The 21,856-nt window shown below is 65.0% G+C and carries 21 protein-coding genes and 1 tRNA gene; 14 read left to right on the top strand and 8 right to left on the bottom strand.

Annotated features, from left to right (window positions below; genetic code table 11):
• Positions 1–231: 231 nt before the first annotated feature.
• Positions 232–1,104, bottom strand: a complete 873-nt coding sequence (locus tag M2390_RS12170) for an exodeoxyribonuclease III (protein WP_259179051.1) — start codon at positions 1,102–1,104, stop codon at positions 232–234.
• Between the two features lie 77 nt (positions 1,105–1,181).
• On the opposite strand from M2390_RS12170, the gene pyrE reads away from it, so the two are divergent.
• Together pyrE and M2390_RS12180 are read left to right on the top strand one after the other, a co-directional pair.
• Positions 1,182–1,730 (top strand): orotate phosphoribosyltransferase, encoded by a 549-nt coding sequence (gene pyrE, locus M2390_RS12175; RefSeq protein WP_030147752.1) that lies wholly within the window; start codon positions 1,182–1,184, stop codon positions 1,728–1,730.
• Entirely contained in the window at positions 1,730–4,951 is a 3,222-nt protein-coding gene (locus tag M2390_RS12180) for a septum formation family protein (protein ID WP_259179056.1), read from the top strand. The genes pyrE and M2390_RS12180 overlap by 1 nt, the downstream gene beginning before the upstream one ends.
• A gap of 58 nt (positions 4,952–5,009) precedes the next feature.
• Here M2390_RS12180 and M2390_RS12185 read toward each other — a convergent pair whose 3' ends face one another.
• From M2390_RS12185 to M2390_RS12195, 3 genes are all read right to left on the bottom strand, one after another.
• Complete coding sequence (locus M2390_RS12185) at positions 5,010–5,822, bottom strand: HAD-IIA family hydrolase (protein WP_121687705.1); 813 nt, start codon at positions 5,820–5,822, stop codon at positions 5,010–5,012.
• Positions 5,823–6,016: 194 nt separating this feature from the next.
• A complete protein-coding gene (locus M2390_RS12190; protein ID WP_259179057.1) occupies positions 6,017–6,997 on the bottom strand; it encodes a hypothetical protein in 981 nt (326 codons plus the stop codon).
• A 95-nt stretch (positions 6,998–7,092) separates the two neighbouring features.
• Positions 7,093–7,758, bottom strand: coding sequence for a metal-dependent transcriptional regulator (locus tag M2390_RS12195; protein ID WP_187977229.1), 666 nt, complete (start codon positions 7,756–7,758; stop codon positions 7,093–7,095).
• Between the two features lie 153 nt (positions 7,759–7,911).
• Here M2390_RS12195 and M2390_RS12200 point away from each other — a divergent pair, with 153 nt between their 5' ends.
• A complete protein-coding gene (locus M2390_RS12200) occupies positions 7,912–9,099 on the top strand; it encodes an ATP-binding protein (protein WP_259179062.1) in 1,188 nt (395 codons plus the stop codon).
• On the opposite strand, the gene M2390_RS12205 is transcribed toward M2390_RS12200, so the two are convergent.
• The 3 genes from M2390_RS12205 to M2390_RS12215 are packed head-to-tail and all read right to left on the bottom strand — an operon-like array spanning position 9,096 to position 11,756.
• Complete coding sequence (locus M2390_RS12205; RefSeq protein ID WP_259179064.1) at positions 9,096–9,995, bottom strand: metal ABC transporter permease; 900 nt, start codon at positions 9,993–9,995, stop codon at positions 9,096–9,098. The two genes, M2390_RS12200 and M2390_RS12205, sit on opposite strands and share 4 nt — an antisense overlap.
• A 31-nt stretch (positions 9,996–10,026) precedes the next feature.
• Entirely contained in the window at positions 10,027–10,845 is an 819-nt protein-coding gene (locus M2390_RS12210) for a metal ABC transporter ATP-binding protein (RefSeq protein ID WP_259179066.1), read from the bottom strand.
• The gene (locus M2390_RS12215; protein ID WP_259179067.1) at positions 10,842–11,756 is read right to left on the bottom strand and encodes a metal ABC transporter substrate-binding protein; all 915 of its coding nucleotides are present in this window, start codon (positions 11,754–11,756) and stop codon (positions 10,842–10,844) included. Before M2390_RS12215 ends, M2390_RS12210 begins: the two co-directional genes overlap by 4 nt.
• An 88-nt stretch (positions 11,757–11,844) precedes the next feature.
• Here M2390_RS12215 and M2390_RS12220 point away from each other — a divergent pair, with 88 nt between their 5' ends.
• Positions 11,845–12,480 (top strand): RNA methyltransferase, encoded by a 636-nt coding sequence (locus M2390_RS12220; protein WP_259179069.1) that lies wholly within the window; start codon positions 11,845–11,847, stop codon positions 12,478–12,480.
• A gap of 27 nt (positions 12,481–12,507) precedes the next feature.
• Here the strand turns inward: M2390_RS12220 and M2390_RS12225 are convergent, their stop codons facing one another.
• On the bottom strand, positions 12,508–12,867 hold the full coding sequence (locus M2390_RS12225; protein WP_259179070.1) for an SdpI family protein: 360 nt from the start codon (positions 12,865–12,867) through the stop codon (positions 12,508–12,510).
• A gap of 95 nt (positions 12,868–12,962) precedes the next feature.
• On the opposite strand from M2390_RS12225, the gene M2390_RS12230 reads away from it, so the two are divergent.
• From M2390_RS12230 to M2390_RS12275, 10 genes are all read left to right on the top strand, one after another.
• Positions 12,963–13,667, top strand: a complete 705-nt coding sequence (locus tag M2390_RS12230; RefSeq protein WP_121687698.1) for an AAA family ATPase — start codon at positions 12,963–12,965, stop codon at positions 13,665–13,667.
• Positions 13,667–15,874, top strand: coding sequence for a YhgE/Pip domain-containing protein (locus tag M2390_RS12235; protein ID WP_259179282.1), 2,208 nt, complete (start codon positions 13,667–13,669; stop codon positions 15,872–15,874). The genes M2390_RS12230 and M2390_RS12235 overlap by 1 nt, the downstream gene beginning before the upstream one ends.
• 37 nt (positions 15,875–15,911) lie before the next feature.
• Positions 15,912–16,526 (top strand): TetR/AcrR family transcriptional regulator, encoded by a 615-nt coding sequence (locus M2390_RS12240; protein ID WP_259179072.1) that lies wholly within the window; start codon positions 15,912–15,914, stop codon positions 16,524–16,526.
• A gap of 258 nt (positions 16,527–16,784) precedes the next feature.
• A tRNA-Trp gene (locus M2390_RS12245) sits at positions 16,785–16,857 on the top strand.
• On the top strand, positions 16,855–17,172 hold the full coding sequence (gene secE / locus M2390_RS12250; RefSeq protein ID WP_396823073.1) for a preprotein translocase subunit SecE: 318 nt from the start codon (positions 16,855–16,857) through the stop codon (positions 17,170–17,172). Before M2390_RS12245 ends, secE begins: the two co-directional genes overlap by 3 nt.
• 81 nt (positions 17,173–17,253) lie before the next feature.
• Positions 17,254–18,039 (top strand): transcription termination/antitermination protein NusG, encoded by a 786-nt coding sequence (nusG, locus tag M2390_RS12255; protein ID WP_245991912.1) that lies wholly within the window; start codon positions 17,254–17,256, stop codon positions 18,037–18,039.
• A gap of 327 nt (positions 18,040–18,366) precedes the next feature.
• Positions 18,367–19,356 carry an Abi family protein gene (locus M2390_RS12260; RefSeq protein WP_259179086.1) on the top strand — a complete coding sequence of 330 codons (990 nt, stop codon included), beginning with the start codon at positions 18,367–18,369 and terminating at the stop codon, positions 19,354–19,356.
• 220 nt (positions 19,357–19,576) lie between these two features.
• Positions 19,577–20,005 carry a 50S ribosomal protein L11 gene (gene rplK, locus M2390_RS12265; RefSeq protein WP_030147769.1) on the top strand — a complete coding sequence of 143 codons (429 nt, stop codon included), beginning with the start codon at positions 19,577–19,579 and terminating at the stop codon, positions 20,003–20,005.
• Positions 20,006–20,096: 91 nt separating this feature from the next.
• Positions 20,097–20,786, top strand: coding sequence for a 50S ribosomal protein L1 (rplA, locus tag M2390_RS12270; RefSeq protein ID WP_030147770.1), 690 nt, complete (start codon positions 20,097–20,099; stop codon positions 20,784–20,786).
• A gap of 125 nt (positions 20,787–20,911) precedes the next feature.
• Positions 20,912–21,793: a dihydrodipicolinate synthase family protein gene (locus M2390_RS12275; RefSeq protein ID WP_259179090.1), complete on the top strand. Its 882-nt coding sequence runs from the start codon at positions 20,912–20,914 to the stop codon at positions 21,791–21,793.
• The last annotated feature ends 63 nt before the right edge of the window (positions 21,794–21,856 follow it).

Consider the following 21,856-nt stretch of genomic DNA (forward strand, 5'->3'; position numbering starts at 1 on the left):
ATCAAGATGGGGGTGTTGCGGAAGGGGGGAGAGCCCCGTTGAGGGGCATCTTTTCGCAACGGCTAGAGCCAAGACTAACGGAATCTCGCGGATTTTGCCTGGTAAATTCCACAAAAGTAACAAAACCATAACGGCATACCCCGGAATTCCGCGGATCCCCGGGTGATATTTAAAAAACGGATGCGACTAATAACGTACGTAATCTGACAACACCTGTTTTCTATAGGATGACTAGCCGAAGATCATCGGCATGTCGTCATCCTCGCCCTCCAGGACCACATCCACCACCACCGGAACGTGGTCGCTGGGGCCATCGCCCTTGCGCTCATCACGGTGGATCGAGGCATCGGTGACCAGGTCGGCGAATCCGCGGGAGCCGAGGATAAAGTCGATGCGCATACCCTCGTTTCGCGGGAACCGCAGCTGGGTGTAGTCCCAGAAGGTGTAGCCCTCGGGAACCAGCGGTCGCACCACATCGGTCAGCCCGGCGGCCTCGAACGCGTGGAATGCCGCACGCTCCTCGGGGGAGACGTGGGTCGAGGACCCGACGGTGAAGCTGGGATCACCCATATCCGCATCAAACGGTGCCACGTTCCAGTCACCCATCAGCGCGAGGGGAAGATCGGGATCCGCCGCGAGCCAGCGCTCCGTGTCGGCACGCAGGGCGTCGAGCCAGGCGAGCTTATAGTGCCAGTGCGGATCGTCAAGCCCGCGACCGTTGGGCACATACAGGCTGTACAGGCGCAGGCCGTCGATGGTGGCACCCAGCGCGCGCGCCTCAAGTGGATAACCCTCGGCATCGGTTCCGGGAGCGGTGGGATCCAGCGGGACCGGAGGCTTCTTGGCGAACCCGGGCATCCCGGAAAACTCGTGGGTGACCTCGCTCATGGGCAGACGGCTGGCGATGGCCACACCATTCCACTGATTCAGCCCGTGGATCTCCACCTCATATCCGGCGGCGGTAAACGCCTCCAGGGGGAACTGCGCGGGCTTGCACTTGATCTCCTGCATCGCCAACACATCGATGTCCTCGCGGACAAGCCAGTCCACCACACGGTCGACGCGGGCACGGATTGAGTTGACGTTCCAGGTGGCGATTCGCATACCTCCACCGTAGCGCCCCGCGCGTTATACACGCGGGTACCGTGCGCGCGGGTGCGCCGCACCGTAAACTAGGGTCCGTGACCGACGCACGTGAAAAACTTATTGAATTTATTAAGGCCGATGCCGTGTTCCACGGCGACTTCACGCTCACCAGCGGGAAGAAGGCTACCTACTATGTTGACCTTCGCCGGGTGAGCCTGGACCACCGGGTTGCTCCGCTGATCGGTCAGGTCATGATCGACCTGATCGCCGACATCCCGGACGTGGTGGCCGTAGGTGGTCTCACCATGGGTGCCGACCCCATCGCCTCCGCCGTGCTGCACCAGGGTGCCGCCCGCGGTCTGAGCTATGACGCCTTCGTGGTGCGCAAGGAGCCCAAGGACCACGGCCGCGGCCGCCAGATTGAGGGCCCGGACCTCGAGGGCAAGCGCGTTATCGTGCTCGAGGACACCTCGACCACCGGCGGATCGCCGCTGCAGGCCATCGAGGCGCTGAAGAAGGTTGGTGCCGTGATCGCCGGTGTCGCCGTGGTGGTAGACCGTAACACCGGTGCCAAGGAAATCATCGAGGCCGAGGGGTACCCGTACTTCTCCGCCATCGGTCTGTCGGACCTGGGGCTCGAGTAGTGGCCGGGGACAACGGGCGGACCCCCGAGAACCACGATTCCGAGCCGCTGCACACCCCCGCCCGCGCGGGTGAGGAGGAAGCGAGCCCGGTGATCCCGGCCACCTCGGGGGACCCGTTGTCCCCGACCGACCCCGATTCAGCAGCCGAAGCCGAATCGGCAGCCGAACCGGGCTCGGCAGTAGAGCCCGATTCGGTAGTCGACTCCGACTCCGCACTCGATTCGGCAGCTGAACCCGATTCCGACTCCGGTCCGCTCGGCACCGAGTGGCTGATGGCCGCGCTGGCCAACACCGACACGATCGAGCTTTCCAGCATCTATGAGGCCCTCGGCGAGGAACCGCCCGCGGACTCCGAGGCCGAGGATGGTTCGGAGAGTGTGTACGAGGCCCTCGTGCATGAGTCGGGTGAGGTGGTGCCTCCGACCGAGGTGATCCCCGTGATTGCGGCGGAAGATCTGCCCGCTCAGCGGCCCGAGCCCGCGGCCGTGTTTGCGCCGGTCCCCGTGCCCGTGGTGGAGCCCGGGGTTGAGGTCGATCATGAGGCTGAGCTTAATGCTGAGCCTGGGGCTGGGCCCGAGTCTGGGCTTGAGGCTGGGCCCGAGCCTGACGTTGAGCCCGAGACTGCCCTGCCTGAGCCGACTCGGGCGGTACCGTCCGGTCACGCGGTTCCGGCCGCGTCCACCAATTTTGATGAGCTGATCGCGGTCCCGACCGAGACCGCGGCTCTGCACCTCCCCTCCGTGGGGTCCGCGTTCCCGCTGGCTGGGATTGGGCCGCTGGCACCGGAGGGCGACGGGGAAGACGCCGTGCCCGCCAGCGCCGTCGCGTCAGCTCCTGCCGCGTCACCTCCCGACGTGTCTGCTCCCGACGATGCCGCCCGCGAAGGTGCTGCCGTCGCCGAACGAGTGGCGAGTACCGACACCATGCATGACGCGGTGGATGCGGATATCGCCCCCGCTGCGGATGCGCCCACCGAAGCCTTCTCGCTCGCTGACATTGCCGAGCCCGTCTCCGTTGCCGAGCCTACCTCCGAGGCTGCGCCCGCCGATGTCGCCGTGCATGCCGATGCTGTCGAGCCGGCCACGTCCGAAGCGTCGGAACCGACGGCCGAGAACTGGGACCAGACCCATCTGCGTGCCGAGCCGATCACCGTGATTCGTCCCGATGACGCGCCCCCGCTGCCGCATCGTACCGAGCTGCGCGCGGCCGCCGAGGCTGCCGAAGCCGAACGTCAGGCCCAGCGCGCGGCCGACGACGCCGCGGCCGAAGCCCTAGGCGAAGTTTCACGCGGATCGGTGCCCGAGCAGCTCGAAGACACCGTCGCGCCGGAAACCCCGATCTCCGGCGACTTCCACGACACCAACGCGTCCGCGCTGCCGATTATCCGCACCGCGTCGAGCCCGCAGCTACCCGCCGATCCGCACGCCCGCGTCGAGGTTCCAGGCACCGCCGACTTCGATGATGAGCCCGCCTTCAGCGTGGGGGAATCCACCCCGTCGATCCTGATGCCCGTGGTGGGAGACACACGCCCCGATGATGACGCGGCTCCGGCTGCATTCAACTGGGGACTCACTCCGAATGATCAGCTGGACCCCAGCATCCACGCCGATGAGCGCCCCGCAGCCACCGCGGAACCTTCGGCCGACGAGGCTCCAACCATCGCGACTCCGATGCTTCCGGTTCCCCCGGTTGTTTCGCCGTCTGCGCCGGAGGCGGCCCCACCCGTGCCGGTGGTGAGCCCCGAACCTGAACCGGTCTCCGAGATTCCCCCCGCGGCGGCACCGGCCGCCGCGGGATTCTGGAGCGTCGCCGGCCCGGCCCCCGAGGCCGTGGCACCCGTGGCCGCGGAAGCCGTGACTTCGGAACCCGCGATCTCGGAATACGAAGCCGCGGCACCCGTGGCCGCGACCCAGGAACCCTCCAACCCGGACGCCGAGACTACCGATTCTGAGCGGGCAGCGAGCGGGCTGATCGCCCCCGAGCCGGCCCTCGCTCCCGCTGCCCCCGAAACCCTGGCTGCGCCGGAAACCCTGGCTGCGCCGGTGCCCGCCGTCGCTCCGGCGGTTCCCGCCGGTGAGGCCAGCGTGCGTGACCTGGTTGCCCGTGTGCGCGACCGCCGCGGTGAAGGTGATGCAGCGGCTCCCGTGGAGGCGCCGGTCGAAGCTTTCGCCGCCTCCGCGGAGGACACCCACACCGCACCGATCGATCAGGCGCTCCTGGCCGAGCTGATCCGCGATCAGGCGCCGGTGGTGCCGAGCGCCGCCGAGGAGGCCGCCGCAGGTGCAGATGCTCCCGCAGGTGCGGATACTCCCGCAGGCGAGGATGCACCCGACACCGAGGACGTCGTCGCGGGTATGGATGCCACGGTTTCGGCGACCATTGTGCCGCCGATCACCGGCTCAATCGAACTGCCCCCGCTGACCAGTGAGATTCCACTGCCCCGCGCCGCGGCGAACCTGACGACAGATCCTGAAACGGCCCTGTTCCCGGTCCCGGTGCCCACCGGCGGATCCGCGGAGGCCGACTCTCCGAAGCTCGCCCATGGGTCCGCAGCGTCCGACTCTCCGAAGTACACCAGCGGGTCTGGGATCTCCGCGGAGCCCAAGTCTCCGAGCGAGTCCTCCGCCTCCCAGCCTCCCGCGCCTCCGCGCGCGAACAAGCCCGGTGGGGGCACCTCGGGTGGTCGTGGTTCGGGACGTCGAACCGGGCTGCTGGTGGGAATCGGCGCGGGATTCCTCGCGCTCCTGGGCGTGCTGTTCTTCCTGAGCAACACGCTTGCGGGAGGATTCGCGCTTCCCACATCCTCTGCCTCCAGCGCGGCACCGAGTCCCACGGCCACCCAGGAAACCCCGGATGCGGCCGCGCCGCACGCATGGAATACGCTGACCGGTGGCGAGTGCATCGCCCCGTTCACCGACGCCTGGGCAACCGAGTTCACCGTAGTCGACTGTGCCCAACCGCATGCGGCCCAGCTCCTGGCACCGGTGGCGATCGCCGCCGAATCGGATGCATCGTTCCCCGGGGAGGCAAGCATTGTGGCCGGATCGGCGCTGGCCTGTTCGGCGCCCGAACGTATCACGGTTGGGGAGTACACCGACCTGCAGGTTCAGGCTACGTTCCCGATCACCGAGCAGCAGTGGAACGACGGACAGCGCAGTTACCTGTGCTTCGTGACCCGCAGCGGTGGCGAGCCGCTGACCACGAGCGTACTGCCCGGCTAGGTCCCGACAGCAGAAAACCCCGGCCGAGAATCTCGACCGGGGTTTTATGCTGTGTGAGCTAGGCGATGGGCTCGTAGTTTTCGCTTTCCACGGGCGGGTGCAGCAGGTCCTTGACGCTGTTCAGGATCTCGTCCGGGCGGAACGGGTAGCGACCGATCTCCTCGTCATCACTGATGCCGGTGAGGACCAGAACGGTGTGCAGGCCCGCCTCGATGCCGGCGACGATGTCGGTGTCCATGCGGTCACCGATCATGCCGGTGTTCTCCGAGTGGGCGCCGATCTTGTTGAGGGCGGAACGGAACATCATCGGGTTGGGCTTGCCCACCACGTAGGGCTCAAAGCCGGTGGCCTTGGTGATCAGCGCGGTGATCGCGCCGGTCGCGGGCAGCGGACCCTCGCGGCTCGGGCCGGTGGCGTCGGGGTTGGTGGAGATGAACTTGGCACCGCCACTGATCAGGCGGATGGCCTTGGTGATCGCCTCGAATGAGTAGTTGCGGGTCTCGCCCACCACCACGTAGTCGGGGTTGGTTTCGGTCATGATGAAGCCGGCCTCGTGCAGCGCGGTGGTGATGCCGGCCTCGCCGATCACAAATGCGGTGCCGCCCGGCTTCTGGCTCTTCAGGAAGGCGGCGGTGGCGAGGGCCGAGGTCCAGATGCGGTCCTCGGGGACCTCGAGACCCGAGGAGCGCAGGCGCGCACTCAGGTCACGCGGGGTGAAGATGGAGTTGTTGGTGAGCACCAGGTAGGGCTTGCCCTCGTTACGCCACTGCTCAAGGAGCTCGGCGGCTCCGGGGATGGCGCGGTTCTCGTGCACGAGAACGCCGTCCATGTCGGTCAGCCAACATTCGACTTCGGCGCGCTTCTGCGTCATCGGTACTGCTCCCTCTACTGGGTGAACGGGTCACTCCCAGTCTATGGGACCACGATGCCCGGGCGGCTGCACGGTTTCCCCGAAGAGTGGCCGTCGGGCGCGTCGGATCGGGGGCTCACCCGGCCGGGCGTCCGGTCTTGCCGGTGGGGAGCCTGGCTCCGCCTAGGCAGGGATTCGGGGGAGAGTGGTTCCGCTTAGGCCCGGGTCTGACCTCGGCGTCGGAGCAGCCCGACGCCGGCGAGAAGGCTGGCCCCGGCAGCGACCAACAGGAGCGGGAGGGTCCCGGCACCGGTTTCGGCAAGGCCGGCAGCCCCGGTACCCGCGCCCGCGGTGGCCTGCGCGGTCGCGGACGCCTGAGGCACCGCGCTGGTGGCCGAGGTGCTTGGGGTGGGTTGCGTCGTGTTTCCCGGGGTGGGGAGCACGGTGTTGCCGGGGGTGGGACTCGGGCTGGTGACCGGGTCGGCGAGGGTCACGGTGCATCCGGCCATGCTCATCCGGACCTCTTCATCGCGGGTCCAGCTTCCGGGCAGAACCCCGTGGGTCGCCCCGAAGAAGGACACATCCGCACCCTCGATCAGCGTAAATTCGCCGCGCGCCTCGGCCGGTGCGGTGAGGGTCAGTTCGAGTACGCTGGCGGCGTCGTCGGCGTCCAGGAAGGGGAACGCGGCCGGTTCGGGCAGCGACCCGTCGGGGCGGGTGCGGGCGTCGAGATCATGGGTCCACACCACGCGTACCGGGTCTGCTGCGGACACGGATACGGTTTCCCAGGGGGCCGCGGGGTTGTGCAGGAGCCGGGTCACCCGAAAGCCGCCGGGTGCCGTCTCGTCGAATTCGGTCTCGATCGACTGTGAGAGGGTGGGGGCGCCCACGCGCACATCAGGGGCGATGTTCAGCGTATTGGTGCCGGTGCGGAAGTCGAGCGGGATCGGGTCGTAGGCCTCGGTTCCGTCCTCGAGCGTGGTGGTGGCGGCCAGGATATTTGTGTCCACAAAGGTCACCCCGAACGTGCGCGGCCCGGTCTGCGTCACCGTATAGACCCGGTTTCCACCGGAGGGCACCGTGCACACGGTGTCGCCGACGGCGGCTTCGGCCGGGGTGGGCGCACCCGCGACCGCGGCACCGGCAAGCAGCACACCACCGAGGAGAACGAGGGGCAGGCGGGCGTGAGAGCGCATGGATACTCCGCAGAATTCGGGTGAACGGATGCGGGGGCATCCTTGGCCGATGCTACGTTGCGTCGCGTAATCGCGACCAGCCCTCGAATGGGGGGCTAGTCCTCCTGTGCCACCCAGATCATCTCATCGGCCCCGATCGACAGCACGATATTGGTATTGTCCGCGCGCAGCACCGGGGTCGGCGATAGGGTCACCAGGGTGATGGTGCTCCCCGGCCCGATCCCGTGCTCGGCCAGCTGGCGCAGCATCTCGGGGTCTCGGTCGCGGATACGCACCACGGTGACCTCGCTGCCCGGGGCGCAGTGCGCCAGGGTTGTGGCGTTGGGGCGGATGACCTCACCGTCGGCGGTGGGGATCAGATCGCCGTGGGGGTCGATGGTGGGGTTGCCCAGGCGTTCGGCGATGGCGTCCAGCAGGCGGTCGCTGATCGAGTGCTCCAGCACCTCGGCCTCATCGTGCACCTCGTCCCAGGTGTAGCCCATCTCGTTCACGAGCCAGGTTTCGATCAGCCGATGCCGGCGAATCACCGCCAGGGCCCGCAGACGTCCGGTCTCGGTGAGGCTGATCGCCCCGTACCGTACGTGGTCGGCGAGGCCCGCGGCGGCAAGCTTCTTGACCATCTCGGTCACGGTTGAGGGGGCCAGGCCCAGCCGGGTCGCGAGCACCGAGGGGGTGATCGGGGCATCCTGCCACTCGGTGAACGAGTAGATGGTTTTCAGGTAGTCCTCGTGGGCGTCCTCATAGCGGGTGCTCAGCGGCATCGGGCTCTCCTCGGTGGCCCGCACCGGGTAGCGGGTCCGTATCCAGGGTACCCGGACCCTTGCGAATTGCCGGGAGGGGTGGTGAACTGGGCTCGAAGCCACATAAACAAAATAAATAAGAAACATAAAATAAATACGATTCGGGGCATAACTATGGACGAAGCGACTGACGAGCAGTACACGAGTCCGTTTAGCCCTGGATATGGCAAACAGCCGTTGGTCTTCGGTGGACACGAGCGGGAAATCGTGGAGCTGACCGATGTATTTGACTCGCTGGATTTCGGGGAGAATCACTCGGTCCTCCTCTCGGGGCTTCGCGGTGCGGGAAAGACCTCGATGCTGTCTCTCTTGCAGAACGCCGCGGCCGATCGTGGATGGCTAGTGATCAGCGAGGATGCCAGTCGCGGGCTCATGAAGCGTGTCATGAACTCGACCATCCCCACCCTGATTGGTGGACTTGAGTCCTCCACGAAGGCGCGTTTGACCGGGTTCAACCTCTGGAAATTCGGTGCCAACTGGGAGTACGAAGACCGTGCTCGAGAAGCCGTGCCGCAGCTCCGTAACGATCTCGTAGCCCTCTCGGCCGCGCGAGACGGTCGTGGGATTCTGATCACCATCGACGAGGTATCCTCGGGCAAGGTTCGTCTGCGCGAGCTCTCGGAGTTTGCGGTGCAGGTTTCGCATGCCCTCAATGACGGCGCAAACATCATGATCGTCTTCGCCGGGATCAAGGTTGATATCGACGAACTGATCAAGCAGGAGCACACAACTTTTCTGCGTCGCTCCCGTGACCTGGATTTTCGTCGCCTGAGCCCGTCGGAAACCCGGCGAGTGCTTGCCGAGACCAGCGAGTTGGGCGGACGGCGAATCGAGCCGGCGGCATTGGAGCTGCTGGTGTCGATTAGCCAGGGATACCCCTATCTGGTGCAGCTTGCCGGTGATTATGCGTGGCGCAACAACCAGACTGCCCGGATAATTACGCTTCCCGATGCCAAGGTGGCGCTCGACCGTGCTATTCGGGCGGTGCAGAGTCGCGTCATTAGCAAGGTTTATCTCGACCTTTCCGATCAGGATCGCGAGTTTCTCGCCGCGATGGCGGTGGACGAGGGTCGCACCCGCACCGCCGACATTCGTGATCGAATGCAGGTGTCCGACCAGTACGTCCAGATTTATCGGCGTCGGCTCATTGATAGCGGGTATGTGCAGCCGGATGGTCACGGGTATGTGCGGTTCTCCTTGCCCTATCTCGACCGTTACATTCGCACCGTTGTGGGGATCACCCCGGACCCTGAGGATGATGTACCGGATGAGTGGGCGCATTATCCGGCACCCGAACTTTAGGCCGTTGCCGCCACGGGTGATTCCGGCGCCCGCGAGGTCTGTGCCGCCCGCCGAGAGCGCAGCATGTTGGGCAATAGGCCGCCGCGTGGGCCGAGGATCAGCGCGAGCATAAACAGCGCGGCCTGGGTCAGGACAACGACCCCGCCCACCGAGGCGTTGAGATAGTACGCCGCATAGACGCCCACCATCGAGGAGAGCAGCGCGGAGACCACGGCGATGGGCAGGATGCGGGACATGCGCCCGCTCACCAGCAGTGCGGTTGCCCCGGGGATGATGAGCATCGCGACCACCAGGATGATCCCCACCGTCTGCAGGGTGATGACCACTACCAGGGCCAGGATCAGCAGCAACAGGATCCGCAGCCCGCGCACCCGGATACCCAGGGTGTGTGCCTGAACCGGATCGAACGCGTACAGGGTCAGGTCGCGTCGCTTGAGCAGGAGTACCGCGCCGCTGGCGAAACCCACGATCGCGACCAGCAGCAGATCGTTCACGCCGACCCCCAGAATGTTGCCAAACAGGATGTGGTTGAGATCCACCTGACTGGGGAACACCGAGTTGACGGCGATCCCCAGCGCAAACAGGCTGGTGAACACCACGCCGATCGTGGTGTCGGATTTCAGGGTCGTGCGTGATTGAAGGGCACCGATCAGCCCGACCGCCCCGGCCCCAAAGATGAAGGCACCGAGGGCAAAGGGCACCCCGATCATGTGGGCGAAGACCACGCCGGGAAACACCGCGTGGGAGACCGCGTCGCCCATCAGCGACCAGCCGATCTGCACGAGCCAGCAGGAGAGTAGTGCACACACACTCGCCGAGATCAGGGTGGCCACCAGGGCGCGGGACATGAAGCCGTGGCTGAGGGGCTCGGTAAACCAGGTGAGGATGTCGGTCATGCTGAATCTCCAGAGCTCGGGGAAAGGCGGATCACGGGGCAACACCGAAGGTGAGGGCCAGGTTTTCCGGACGTAGGGCGGTGGCGGGGTCGCCGTGGAAAAGGATCCGCTTGTTCAGCAGGATCACCTCGTCGCACAGTTCGGGGATTCCGGCGAGGTCGTGGGTGGCCACCAGCAGGCTGCGGCCCTCGTCGCGCAGTTCGCGCAGGACGCCGGTGATCAGGGTTTGCGAGACCGCATCGACCCCGCCGAAGGGCTCATCCAGCAGCAGGATGCGCGCATCCTGGACGATGCCGCGTGCCACAAACGCCCGTTTGCGCTGCCCGCCGGACAGTGCCCCGATGGGACGGTCGGCGAGCTCGGTCAGGCCCACCCGCTCCAGGGCGGCGGCAACCGCCGTGCGATCGGTGGCGCGGGGCCGACGGGTGAACCCCAGGTGGCCGAAGCGTCCGAGCATCACGACCTCACGCACGCTGATCGGGAAATCGCGATCGATCACCTCGGTCTGCGGGACAAACGCCACCAGCCCCGCGGTGCGGGCGGCGGCCGGGTCTTTCCCCAGCAGGCGGATCTCGCCGCGTGCGCCGGGCAGCATACCGATCAGCGCCGAGAAGAGGGTGGATTTGCCCGAGCCGTTCATCCCGACCAGCCCGGTGACGCTGCCTGGAGCGAGGTCAAGGGTGACCCCGGAGAGGGCGATCACCGACCCGTAGGCCACGTGCAGGTCACATACGTGGATCGCGGCGGCGCTCGCCGGGGCCGTCGGGGTGCGCGGATCGCCCGCGAGATCGGCGCTGGCGCTGGCGGGGCCGGGGCCGGCTGGGTGGCGCCGCGAGGTGCGGGCGCTCATCGGCTCAGCCCGTCGGCGATGAGGTCGAGGTCATAGCGCAGCAGTTCGAGATAGCTGCCAACCGGCGGACCATCGGAGAGCGAGTCGACATACAGTGGTCCGGTCAGGGTGGCGCCGGTCGCCGCGGCCACCTCGCGCTGGGCCTTATCGCTCACCGTGGACTCGCAGAACACCGTGGGGACCTGGCGTTCGCGCACCTGGGCGATCAGATCGGCCATCTGCTGCGGGGTGCCCTCGTTTTCCTGGTTGACCGCCCACAGGTAGCCCTCCTCTAATCCGGCGTCCCGGGCGAGATAGCTGAAGGCACCCTCGCAGGTGGCCAGGAAGCGCCGATCCGCGGGGATCGTGGACAGTCGCTCGCTCAGCCCGTCCCGCACCTCGCCGATCCGCGCGGCATAGGCCTCGCCGCGGCGGGTGAACTCCTCGGCGTGCTCGGGTACCAGATCACCGAGGGCGCGGGCAATGTTGTGCACGTAGACCTGTCCGGCAGCCGGGGACATCCAGGCGTGCGGGTTGGGAGCGCCGGCCTTATCGCCGACGGTGATCAGGATCGGATCAATCCCCTCGCTGAGCACCACCCGCGGCACGTTCGGGGTGAACTGGTCAAACCAGCCCTCCAGTGCGAAGCCGTTTTCCAGCAGCAGTGAGGCACCGGCCACATTGCGAATGTCGTGAGGCGTGGGCTCATAGCCGTGGACCTCGGCACCGGGTTTGGTGATCGATTCGACCCGGACGCGGTCTCCACCCACCTCGCGGGCCATATCGGCGATCACCGTGAAGCTGGTGAGGACGAGGGGTTTTTCTCCGGCGGTGGGCGCTGTGTGGCCGCCCTCGTCCAGCAGGGAACAGCCGGTGAGGCCGAGGGCGGTCAGGGCGGTGAGGGCGATCAGGCGCAGGGTTGGTCGGGTCATGGAGAAACCATAGCTTAACTTTTCGGTGCACCGAAAACTTTCCGTGGCCGATGCCGGAATTTCGATCCGAGACGGCTACGCTTAGAGGATGACCGAGCCGCAGGATGCCCCGACCCATGAACTCTCCACCGCCGGAGTGGGGCCGTGGGTGGGTGAGTGGCCCGAGGAGGACCACTTCGATCACGAGCTGCTGCAGCACGGTGACACCCGCAATGTGATCGACCGTTACCGGTTCTGGAAGATGGAGGCGATCGTCGCCGACCTCGACGAGCACCGCCACCCGTTCCACGTGGCCATCGAAAACTGGCAGCACGATATGAACATCGGCTCGATCGTGCGCAGCGCCAACGCATTCGGCGCGGACACCGTGCACATCGTGGGTCGTCGGCGCTGGAATAAGCGCGGGGCGATGGTGACCGATCGCTACCAGCACGTCATCCACCATGAGTCGATCGAGGCCCTGGTTGCCTGGTGCGCCGCCGAAAACCTGCCGATCATCGGCATCGATAACGTGCCCGGATCGGTGATCCTGGAAACCTTCGAGCTACCCGAGCGCTGCCTGATGCTCTTTGGCCAGGAGGGCCCGGGCCTCTCGCCCGAGGCGATTGCCGCCTCCGAGTCCGTGGTGGAAATCACCCAGTTCGGCTCCACCCGCTCGATCAACGCGTCGGCCGCCGCCGCGGTGACGATGCACGCGTGGGTCATGCAGCACGTCGCGTTCTAGTGGCGGTGCCTGCGGGCGAGTAATGTTCTAGGCTTCGGCGGCGGCCGCTTTTTCGGCCGCGCGTGTGCCGATGCCCAGGCTGCCCGCGACCCAGGCGAGGATCCAGCCACCCCCCACGAGAACCACGATATAGCCGGTCTCGATTGGGATAAACGCGGCAATGACGCCGCTAATTGTCGCGCCGATTCCGCCGATCATCGTGGGCTTTGCGACCGCGCGATGCGCTGCTTCCCAGGCCGCATCGGATTGCAGGGTCGTCGGGTTGCGCACGCCCATCAGCGTGTTGCGCGTGAGTTTGCCCTGGCCTCCGCGCCACCCCATCCAGGTGATGAAGATTCCTCCGATCGTGATGGGGATCGCGGTCAGCAATGACGTCAGTGTCTCCATGCCACAACCCTATGGTCTCAGCGCATAACTTGCGATTTTTGTACCGACGAGTCTAAACTGACTAGTCAGTACAAAAGATGAGAAAGGTCACGATAGTGACGGCACTGCTTCAGGCGAATGACATCGCCCTTAACGCGGCTCGTGGTTCGGTCTACGGCCCCCTCAATTTCACCCTCGACGCACCCTTCGGTGTGGTGACCGGTACCCGCGGCAGCGGCAAGACCTGCTTCCTGCTCACCGCGGCGGGCCGGATGAAGCCCAGTTCGGGCACCCTCACCGTGCGCGGTGCCGAGGGGCTGAGCGCCCTGCGCAACCAGAGCGCCATCGCCGGTTTCGACGGGATTGACACCCTGGAGGAGGCCGTCACCGTCGGTGATGCGGTCACCGAGCGCGCCCGCTGGAACGCCCCCTGGTACGCCCTGGTGCGCCGATTTGACGACGTCGCCGTGGTGCGGGCGCTGGTTCCCGCGTTTGGATCCCACCCGATCCCCGCCGCCAAAACCATGATCTGGGACCTCGATGAGGACACCAAGCTGCTGCTGCGCATCGGCCTGGCCCTGATGGACGCCCCCGACGTGCTGATCGTGGACGGCATCGACCACGTGCACGACCTGCGCGCCCAGGCCGCCGTGATCACCCGCCTGGGCGAAATCGCCGCCTCGGGCATCGGCGTCCTGGTTTCCGCCTCCGCTTTTGAACCCGCACTGTATGCCGGAGTGAGCGTCCCGGTCACCGAAATCCCGGTGTCCCAGACCTCCCCGGCCCCCCACGCTCAGACCCTCCTGGAGGAACTCGTATGATGTCGCTCGCGTCCGCGGGGACCGAATTGACCCGCTTTAAAAAAGGCACGCTACCCAAGATCTCCCTCGTGGTTTTGCTGTTCATTCCGCTGATCTACGGCGCCCTCTACCTCTGGGCCTTCTGGGCACCCACCGACGAGATGAAGAACCTGCCGGTGGCCCTGGTGAACGAGGACAGCGGTGCCACCATGGACGACGGAACCCGGGTCAACGCCGGGGATAAGGTCGTCGATAAGGTACTCGAGGGTGGCGACCTCAAGTGGAGCAAGGTGGACGCCGACACCGCCCGTAAGGGTGTGTCCGATGGTACCTACTACTTCTCGGTCACCATCCCCAAGGACTTCTCGGCCTCGGCCGTCTCGGTCGCCGATGACAAGCCCGAGCAGGCCAAGATCGACGTCGAATTCAACGACGCCAACAACTTCCTCGCCTCGACCCTCGGTCAGAGCGCGATGACGCTCCTGCGCAACGCCGTGACCGAGCAGGTCAGCGAGCAGACTGCCAACACGATGCTGGTGGGCGTGAGTACCCTGGCCGACGGCGTGCGTCAGGCCGCCGACGGCGCGGGTGAACTCTCCGATGGCGCGGGTGCGCTGAACGAGGGTGCGGGTGAACTCGTGGTGGGTCTCAACACCCTCGCCGATGGATCCGGCAAGCTCTCCGATGGTGCGGGAACCCTGGCCAGCGGAACCGACACCCTGGGTGCGGGAACCAAGACCCTCGCCGATGGTGTGAGCAAGGCCGCAACCGGCGCGGGCACCCTCGCCGGCGGTGCCAAGACCCTCTCCGACGGACTCGGCCAGCTCGCCGAGAAGACCCCGGCCCTCGGTGCCGGTGCCTCCGAACTGAACACCCAGGCGGCGGCCCTGCCGGGCCAGGCGGCTCAGCTTAACGACGGCGCTCAGGCCCTGGCGGCCGGTGTGGGCACGCTGCACACCGGCGCGGAGCAGACCGCGCAGCTGGCCGGAGCGATCCGCGACGCGATGGCCAACCCGGCCACCCAGAACATGACCGTGGCTCAGTTCAACGAGTTCCTCGCGAGCAAGGGCATCCCGATGGACAAGCTCGCCGGTGCAACCGCCGGAATTTCCGCCGGAACCGCCCAGGATTCCACGCTTGCCGCGGGTGCCACCAAGCTCGCCGGGGGAACCGCCCAGCTGACGCAGAAGGTCCCGGCCCTCCAGCAGGGCATCGGATCCCTCGCCGCCGGTGCCACCGGTGTGAACGACGCCGTACAGAAGCTCAACACCGGTGCCGGAACCCTGTCCTCGGGCGCGGGAACCCTCGCGTCGAGCCTGAACCAGGCCGTCCCCGGTGCCAACCAGCTCGCCGACGGTGCCGCCAAGCTCAACACCGGTGCGCACACCCTGGCCGATTCCTCGGTTCAGCTGGCCGACGGTGCCCGCAGCGCCGCGACCGGCGGCGAAACCCTGACCGACGGCACGCAGAAGCTTGCCGAGGGTAGCGATGAGCTGGCCACCAAGCTGGGCGAGGGTGCCGAAAAGGCTCCCGACTACTCGACCGCTCGCATCGATCGCACCGCACCCGTGGTTGCGAATCCGGTTGGATTGGCCACCACCAACGAGAACAAGGCCGCCAGCTTCGGTGAGGGCTTCGCGCCCTTCTTCATCGCCCTGGCCGCGTTCGTGGGTGCGCTGATCACCTGGCTGATTCTCCGTGCGCTGCCCACCCGCGCCCTCGCCGGGCGTACCTCGGGCCTGCGTGCTGCACTGACCGGATTCATTCCGGCCGCCGCGATTGGCCTCGGCCAGGTGGTCATCATGATGCTGGTACTCGTCTACGGCATCGGCCTGCAGCCGGTCTACTGGGTCGCCACCGCGGCGTTTATGTACCTGACCACGCTGGCGTTCCTTGCTCTGCAGCAGATGTTCATCGTGCTGCTGGGTAGTGCAACGGGCCGCGTGGTGAGCCTGGTCCTGCTGATGCTGCAGCTGAGCTCCTCGGGTGGAACCTACCCGGTGGAGACCACCCCCGGCTTCTTCCAGATCCTGCATCCGGTGATGCCCGCGACCTATGTGGTCAACGGACTGCGCCAGCTGATTACCGGAGGCGTCGACGCCCGCTTCTGGATCGCCCTGGCCTATATGATCGGACTACTGGTGATCAGCTTCGCGATCTCCGCCTATGCTGCCGGTCGCCAGAAGGTATGGACCATGAAGCGGCTCAGCCCGGAACTCGCGATCTAATCGCCGGTCGATGTCCATCCGTGTGAAGGAGTTTGTGATGAGCGCAATCAGCCCGGAGGCACCCCTGGTGCCCAAGGTCTCCAAAACCAAGCGTGCGATCCTGGATGCCGCCCTTGAGCTTTCGGCTCGGGGCGGGATCACCGGGACCACGATGGATGATGTGGCGCTCGAGGCGGGCGTGGCCAAGGGCAGCGTCTACTACAACTTCACCTCCAAGGACCAGCTGTTTGAAGCCCTGATGGACGACGGTCTTGGCCAGTTCCACGCGTTCCTCCTCGGAGTGCGCGGGGACCTGGTTGGGCCCGCGGCCCTGCGTGCCTTGGTCGAGGGCACCCTCGATCGGATCCGCGACAATCAGGCGATGGCCAAGCTGTTGGTGGCCGAACTGTTCCGCACCGACCGGATGTGGCGGGAGTCGCTGACGATCGTGCGAAACCGCCTGATCGGTGTGTTTGCCGATGTTCTTCAGGACATCGATGGCGGCACGTCGGTGGCCGCCGAGATTCGCGCGAGTGCGATCTTCGGAGCGGTGCTGGTGGCGGGACTGGAGTGGGTCGTGTTTGATCCCGAACGCTCCCGCGACGAAACCGCCGAGGCAATTCTCAGCGTATTCTCGCCCGCCTACATCACCGGAATGTCCGTCGCCGGATAGTTGCGAGCTCGTTTCGCGCCGCGGGTCCCGAGTTTTCTCGGGGCTCGCGGCGCTGTTGAGGCGGGTGGCGGCGATGATGCGCCCGGTGTGCGCACACAAAAGTGGTGTCGACTTTACTTCGCCGGTATTTGTCCCCTAGACTTGCGGCGTAGGAGAAACCTGACAAGCTTTTCTGCGCCCTTTTTTCACCGATTCGGTGAGTCGGGGTTCGGCACTGTAAGGTAGGTTTCACATCCTGTGATCGACAATTCGATTCATAGGGCGGTGGCTCAATTGGTAGAGCAGCGGTCTCCAAAACCGCAGGTTGCAGGTTCGAGTCCTGTCCGCCCTGCGCGTCGGTGTCTTAGAAACACCGACACATGAAAGGTGTGAACACGTGGTCGCAAACGTAATCGACGAACCCAGTGAGGAAATCGTCGCTGCTGCAAAGCAGGCGCGCGCCCAGAAGCGCGGACCGTTTGCCGGGATCATCCTCTTCCTCAAGCAGGTAATTGCGGAGCTGAAGAAGGTTGTTACCCCGACCCGCAAGGAGCTGATCAACTTCACGCTCGTTGTGCTGGTGTTTGTTCTCATCATGATGGGTCTCGTCTACGGCGTAGACATGCTGTTCGCCGCCCTGGTGAACTGGGTCTTCGGCGCACCGTAGGCCCTCGCGATTTCGGATGGATCCGTGCATCGCGCACCCGCCCGTCCGTGAAGCGACAACTTACGTAAGGAATGAGATCAGGTGTCAGAGAATCTGAACGAGAACAGCGTGACCGAGGCTGAGACCCCCGTCGAGGCTGTCGAGTCCGCTGAGACCGAGACGGTAACCGACGAGGTTGCAGAGGTTGAGACCGAGGCTGTAGAAGCTGACGCCGAGACCGAAGAGTCCGACGAAGAGGCCGAGGCCCCCGTCGAGCTCGATCCCTACGAGGCTTTCCGCCTGGAGCTGCGCACGCAGCCGGGTAAGTGGTATGTCATTCACTCCTACGCCGGTTTCGAGCGCAAGGTGAAGGCCAACATCGAGCAGCGTAAGGGCACGCTGGATGTGGCCGAGTACATCTACCAGATTGAAGTCCCCATGGAAGACGTGGTGGAAATCAAGAACGGTCAGCGCAAGATGGTCACCCGCGTGCGGATCCCCGGATACGTACTCGTGCGGATGGACCTGAACGAGGACAGCTGGTCGGTTGTTCGTCACACCCCGGGTGTGACCGGCTTCGTGGGCAACGCCCACAACCCGACCCCGCTGCGCTTCGAAGAGGCATTCAACATGCTCAAGAGCCTGGTTGAGGTCGCCGAGGTTGCCGCCAGCAAGGCCGCGGGTAAGCCGGTTCAGAACCGCACCGTCACCGCTGAGATCGACTTCGAGATCGGCGAGACCATCACCATCAAGGAGGGTTCGTTCGCGGGCCTGCCGGGTTCGATCTCCGAGATCAAGCCGGAGAGCGGCAAGCTCACCGTTCTGGTTTCGCTGTTCGAGCGCGAGACTCCGGTGGAGCTGAGCTTCGACCAGGTCACCAAGCTCTAGTTTTTACTTCTCAACGCCCCGTCACTTTTTGAAGTGGCGGGGCGTTGTTGTTTTCGGGGGCAGGTTCTCGGCGGCGTCCGCTATGACCTAAATGTGGACACCGGCGTACTTCTCCCGGCTACCGCCGCCCGGCACCTCATGGAGCGGATCGTCACGGCGTAGCGGTCATTTCGCTGAGGCCACGCACACCGCTACTGTAAATCCACTATGAGGAGAGCTCTCCAGTTGAGAGACTTCTTTTGTTTCGATGCGCGTGTTAGTCTCGGTAACACATGATCGGTCCGCTCGCCTCACGGCTCGGGCCGATTTTCTTTGGGGGTGAAGAACATGGTTGCGTACACAAAGAAGTGGCTCTCTCTTGACGCACAGGTTGCGCGGTTAGCGGCCAAGGGGTTGCAGTTTGAAGAGGCAAGGGAATGTGCGCAGGTTCTGCGCGCGATTGGCTACTATCGATTTTCCGGCTATCTCTATCCATTTCGGAGATCGGAATGGGATTTTGATGGACATAGGACGGTGTTCGTAAGGGTCTTGGACGAAGTACGGGACGGCGTCACCTTGGCTGACGTAGTGGACGTCATTGAGTTTGATCGAGGACTGCGGGCTTTAGTCCTTGACGGGGTAGAACGTATCGAAGTTGCGTTGAGGATGCAGCTTGGATACGTCCTCGGACGATCCTCTGGAACCGCTCATCTCGAGGAGGCAGCCTTTACCGATCAGTTTTGTGACCGAACCGAAATTCGCGATGATGGCCTTCCCGCTGAATCGAAGCACCAACGGTGGCAGCAAAAGGTTTCCCGCCACGCTGCTGCTTCCGGCGAGCCTTTTGTCGCTCATTTCCGGGAGAAGTATGACGATGAATTGCCCATCTGGATTCTTACCGAAGTGATGGAGTTTGGGCACATATCCAGTGTGTATCCGGGCTTGAGGAACGACCTAGCGACGGAGATTGCTCAGCACTTTGGCGTTCCTACCAAAAAGATCATGAATAGCTGGATTGCATCCCTTAACTATGTGCGCAATGTGGCGGCGCATCAGGGAAGGCTGTTTAATAGAAAACTCGTAGTGGCACCCAAACGCCCCTCCTCAGCGGCGGTACCACTGCTTGGTCACCTTCACGATGTGGAGACGGCCAAGCGCACCTTTGGTGTATACAACATGCTCGCGGTGATCGCGTATCTGTTGCGCTCAATCGAGCCTAACGGCGACTGGAACCGACGAGTTTCGGCGTACTTGGGTCGGTTCCCAACGTCGTCCTCTCTCACCATCGAATCGCTTGGTGCGCCAATCAATTGGTCCCAGTTGCAGCTCTGGGAGTAACTGAGTGTCGCGGCCGTGCAGGATGTGGTCTGCTCGACCCGGGTGAACCGTACTCAAATCTCAGATGAGACTCGCGATCTGGGGCCTGATCGCGTAGACTTGATCGGGTTTGCGTCTTCTGGCGCTTACCCCACGGTTTTTTACACCACCGCGGCCCACCGGGTCGGCGGGAGAGCAGCGGGCAACCGCCCGTTACTCGATCACTAAAGAAGGAAATAACATGGCACCGAAGAAGAAGGTCACGGGTCTGATCAAGCTGCAGATCCAGGCTGGCGCCGCTAACCCGGCACCGCCGATCGGTCCGGCACTGGGTCAGCACGGCGTGAACATCATGGAGTTCTGCAAGGCTTACAACGCGGCCACCGAGTCGCAGCGCGGAAACGTGATCCCGGTTGAGATCACCGTGTACGAGGACCGCTCGTTCACCTTCATCCTGAAGACCCCGCCGGCAGCGGAGCTCATCAAGAAGGCCGCTGGCGTTGCCAAGGGCTCGGGCACCCCGCACACCGTCAAGGTTGCGAAGATCACGATGGACCAGGTTCGTCAGATCGCCGAGACCAAGAAGGCCGACCTGAACGCCAACGACATCGACGCAGCAGCGAAGATCATCGCTGGTACCGCGCGTTCGATGGGTATCACCGTCGAGTAGTCGTTCGCTTCCGCGAGCAACACCCTCAACTTTTCAATACAGTGGCAGCGCCGGCCAGGCGCAAATGACCACGTTCTCACTAGGAGAAAAAATGGCACAGAAGTCTAAGGCCTACCGGGCCGCGGCAGCGAAGGTTGCTGCCGACACCGTTTACACCCCCGCTGACGCGGTAGCTCTCGCCAAGGAGACCGCTGCTGCAAAGGCAAACTCGACCGTTGAGGTTGCCCTCAAGCTCGGTGTTGACCCCCGCAAGGCAGACCAGATGGTTCGTGGAACCGTCATCCTGCCCCACGGAACCGGTAAGACCGCCCGCGTTATCGTCTTCGCAACCGGTCCGGCCGCCGAGGCCGCACTGGCCGCTGGCGCCGACGAGGTTGGTGGCGACGAGCTGATCGAGAAGGTGGCCGCTGGTTACACCTCGTTCGACTCCGCCGTGTCGACCCCCGAGCTCATGGGTAAGGTCGGTCGTCTGGGTAAGGTCCTGGGTCCGCGTGGCCTGATGCCGAACCCGAAGACCGGTACCGTGACCCCGGACACCGCCAAGGCAGTGTCCGAGATCAAGGGTGGAAAGATCGAGTTCCGCGTTGACAAGCACTCCAACGTGCACTTCGTTGTGGGCAAGGCATCGTTCTCGGCTGAGCAGCTGAACGAGAACATCTCGGCCGCTCTGGAAGAGATCGTTCGTCTGAAGCCGTCGAGCTCGAAGGGCCGTTACATCACCAAGGGTGCCGTTTCGACCACCTTCGGTCCCGGCATCCCGCTGGACGTCAACAGCATCTAATTTCGGTTTCACTGAGATTATTACCGGGCCATCCGCTTTTGCGGGTGGCCCGGTTTTGCATGCGTTTTGGGGGTCGATTCGAGCGGATTCAGCGCATCCCCACGCGTGTCGCGTAGAGTTGACCGATGACAGCCTCCCCTTTTACCGGCCTCATCGCATACCCCATCACCCCGCTGGACGCCGCCCAGAACCCAGACCTGGTCGCGCTCGAGCAGATCATTTCTCCGCTTCCAGGCCACGGCATCGATGCCGTTACCGTGCTGGCAACCTCCGGCTCCGGGGTCAGCTTTGAAGCCCACGAGCATGCGGCGATCATCGCCCAGGCCGTGACCGCCGCCGACGGCCGCATGCCCGTCTATGCCGGGATCACCGCCCACTCGACCCCCGCGGTCATCGCACGCGCCCAGGCCGCCGAGGAGGCCGGTGCCGCCGGCGTCATCCTCGCCCCCTTCAGCTACCTCCCCATCGGCGACAGCGAGGTGCGCGAGCTCGTGGCCCGCGTGTGTGACGTGGTGGATCTCCCGCTGGCCTTCTACAACAAGCCCGCACAGCTCGGTTACGACATCAGCGCCGACACCCTCGACTATCTGGTGACCCACGCCAACCTGCGGGCGATCAAGGAACCCTCCCGCCTGCCGGGACGTGACCGGGACGCGCTGGAAACCCGCCTCGCCGAACTGCGATCCGCGGGCGGACCCGGCTTCTCGATCGGCCTGAGCGGTGACCTCGGTCTGCTGGATGATCCGCCCACCGTGGATGCCTGGCACACCGGCCTCGCGGCCCTTCTGCCCGCCGAGTACCGTGCGGTCTGGACCCAGAGTCCCGATGCTCCCGCCGCCCGGGTGGCACTGCGCCGCCTCGCCGAGGCTCTCGCGGCCGGGCAGAGCCCACTGGGCGGCCTGCACGCGGCCGCACGCGCGCAGGGAACCCCGACCGCCGACCCACGCGGCCCGGCGCTGCCGGCCACCGCCGAAGAGACCGCGGCCATCACCGCGTCGCTGTCCTAGTTGCTGGAGGCTCGGTGCCCGGCGGACACCGACGGCCCTCCGGGAACTCGTCCGAGCCTCGGC

It is taken from the genome of Mycetocola sp. BIGb0189, assembly GCF_024810155.1.
Lineage (GTDB): Bacteria > Actinomycetota > Actinomycetes > Actinomycetales > Microbacteriaceae > Mycetocola > Mycetocola lacteus.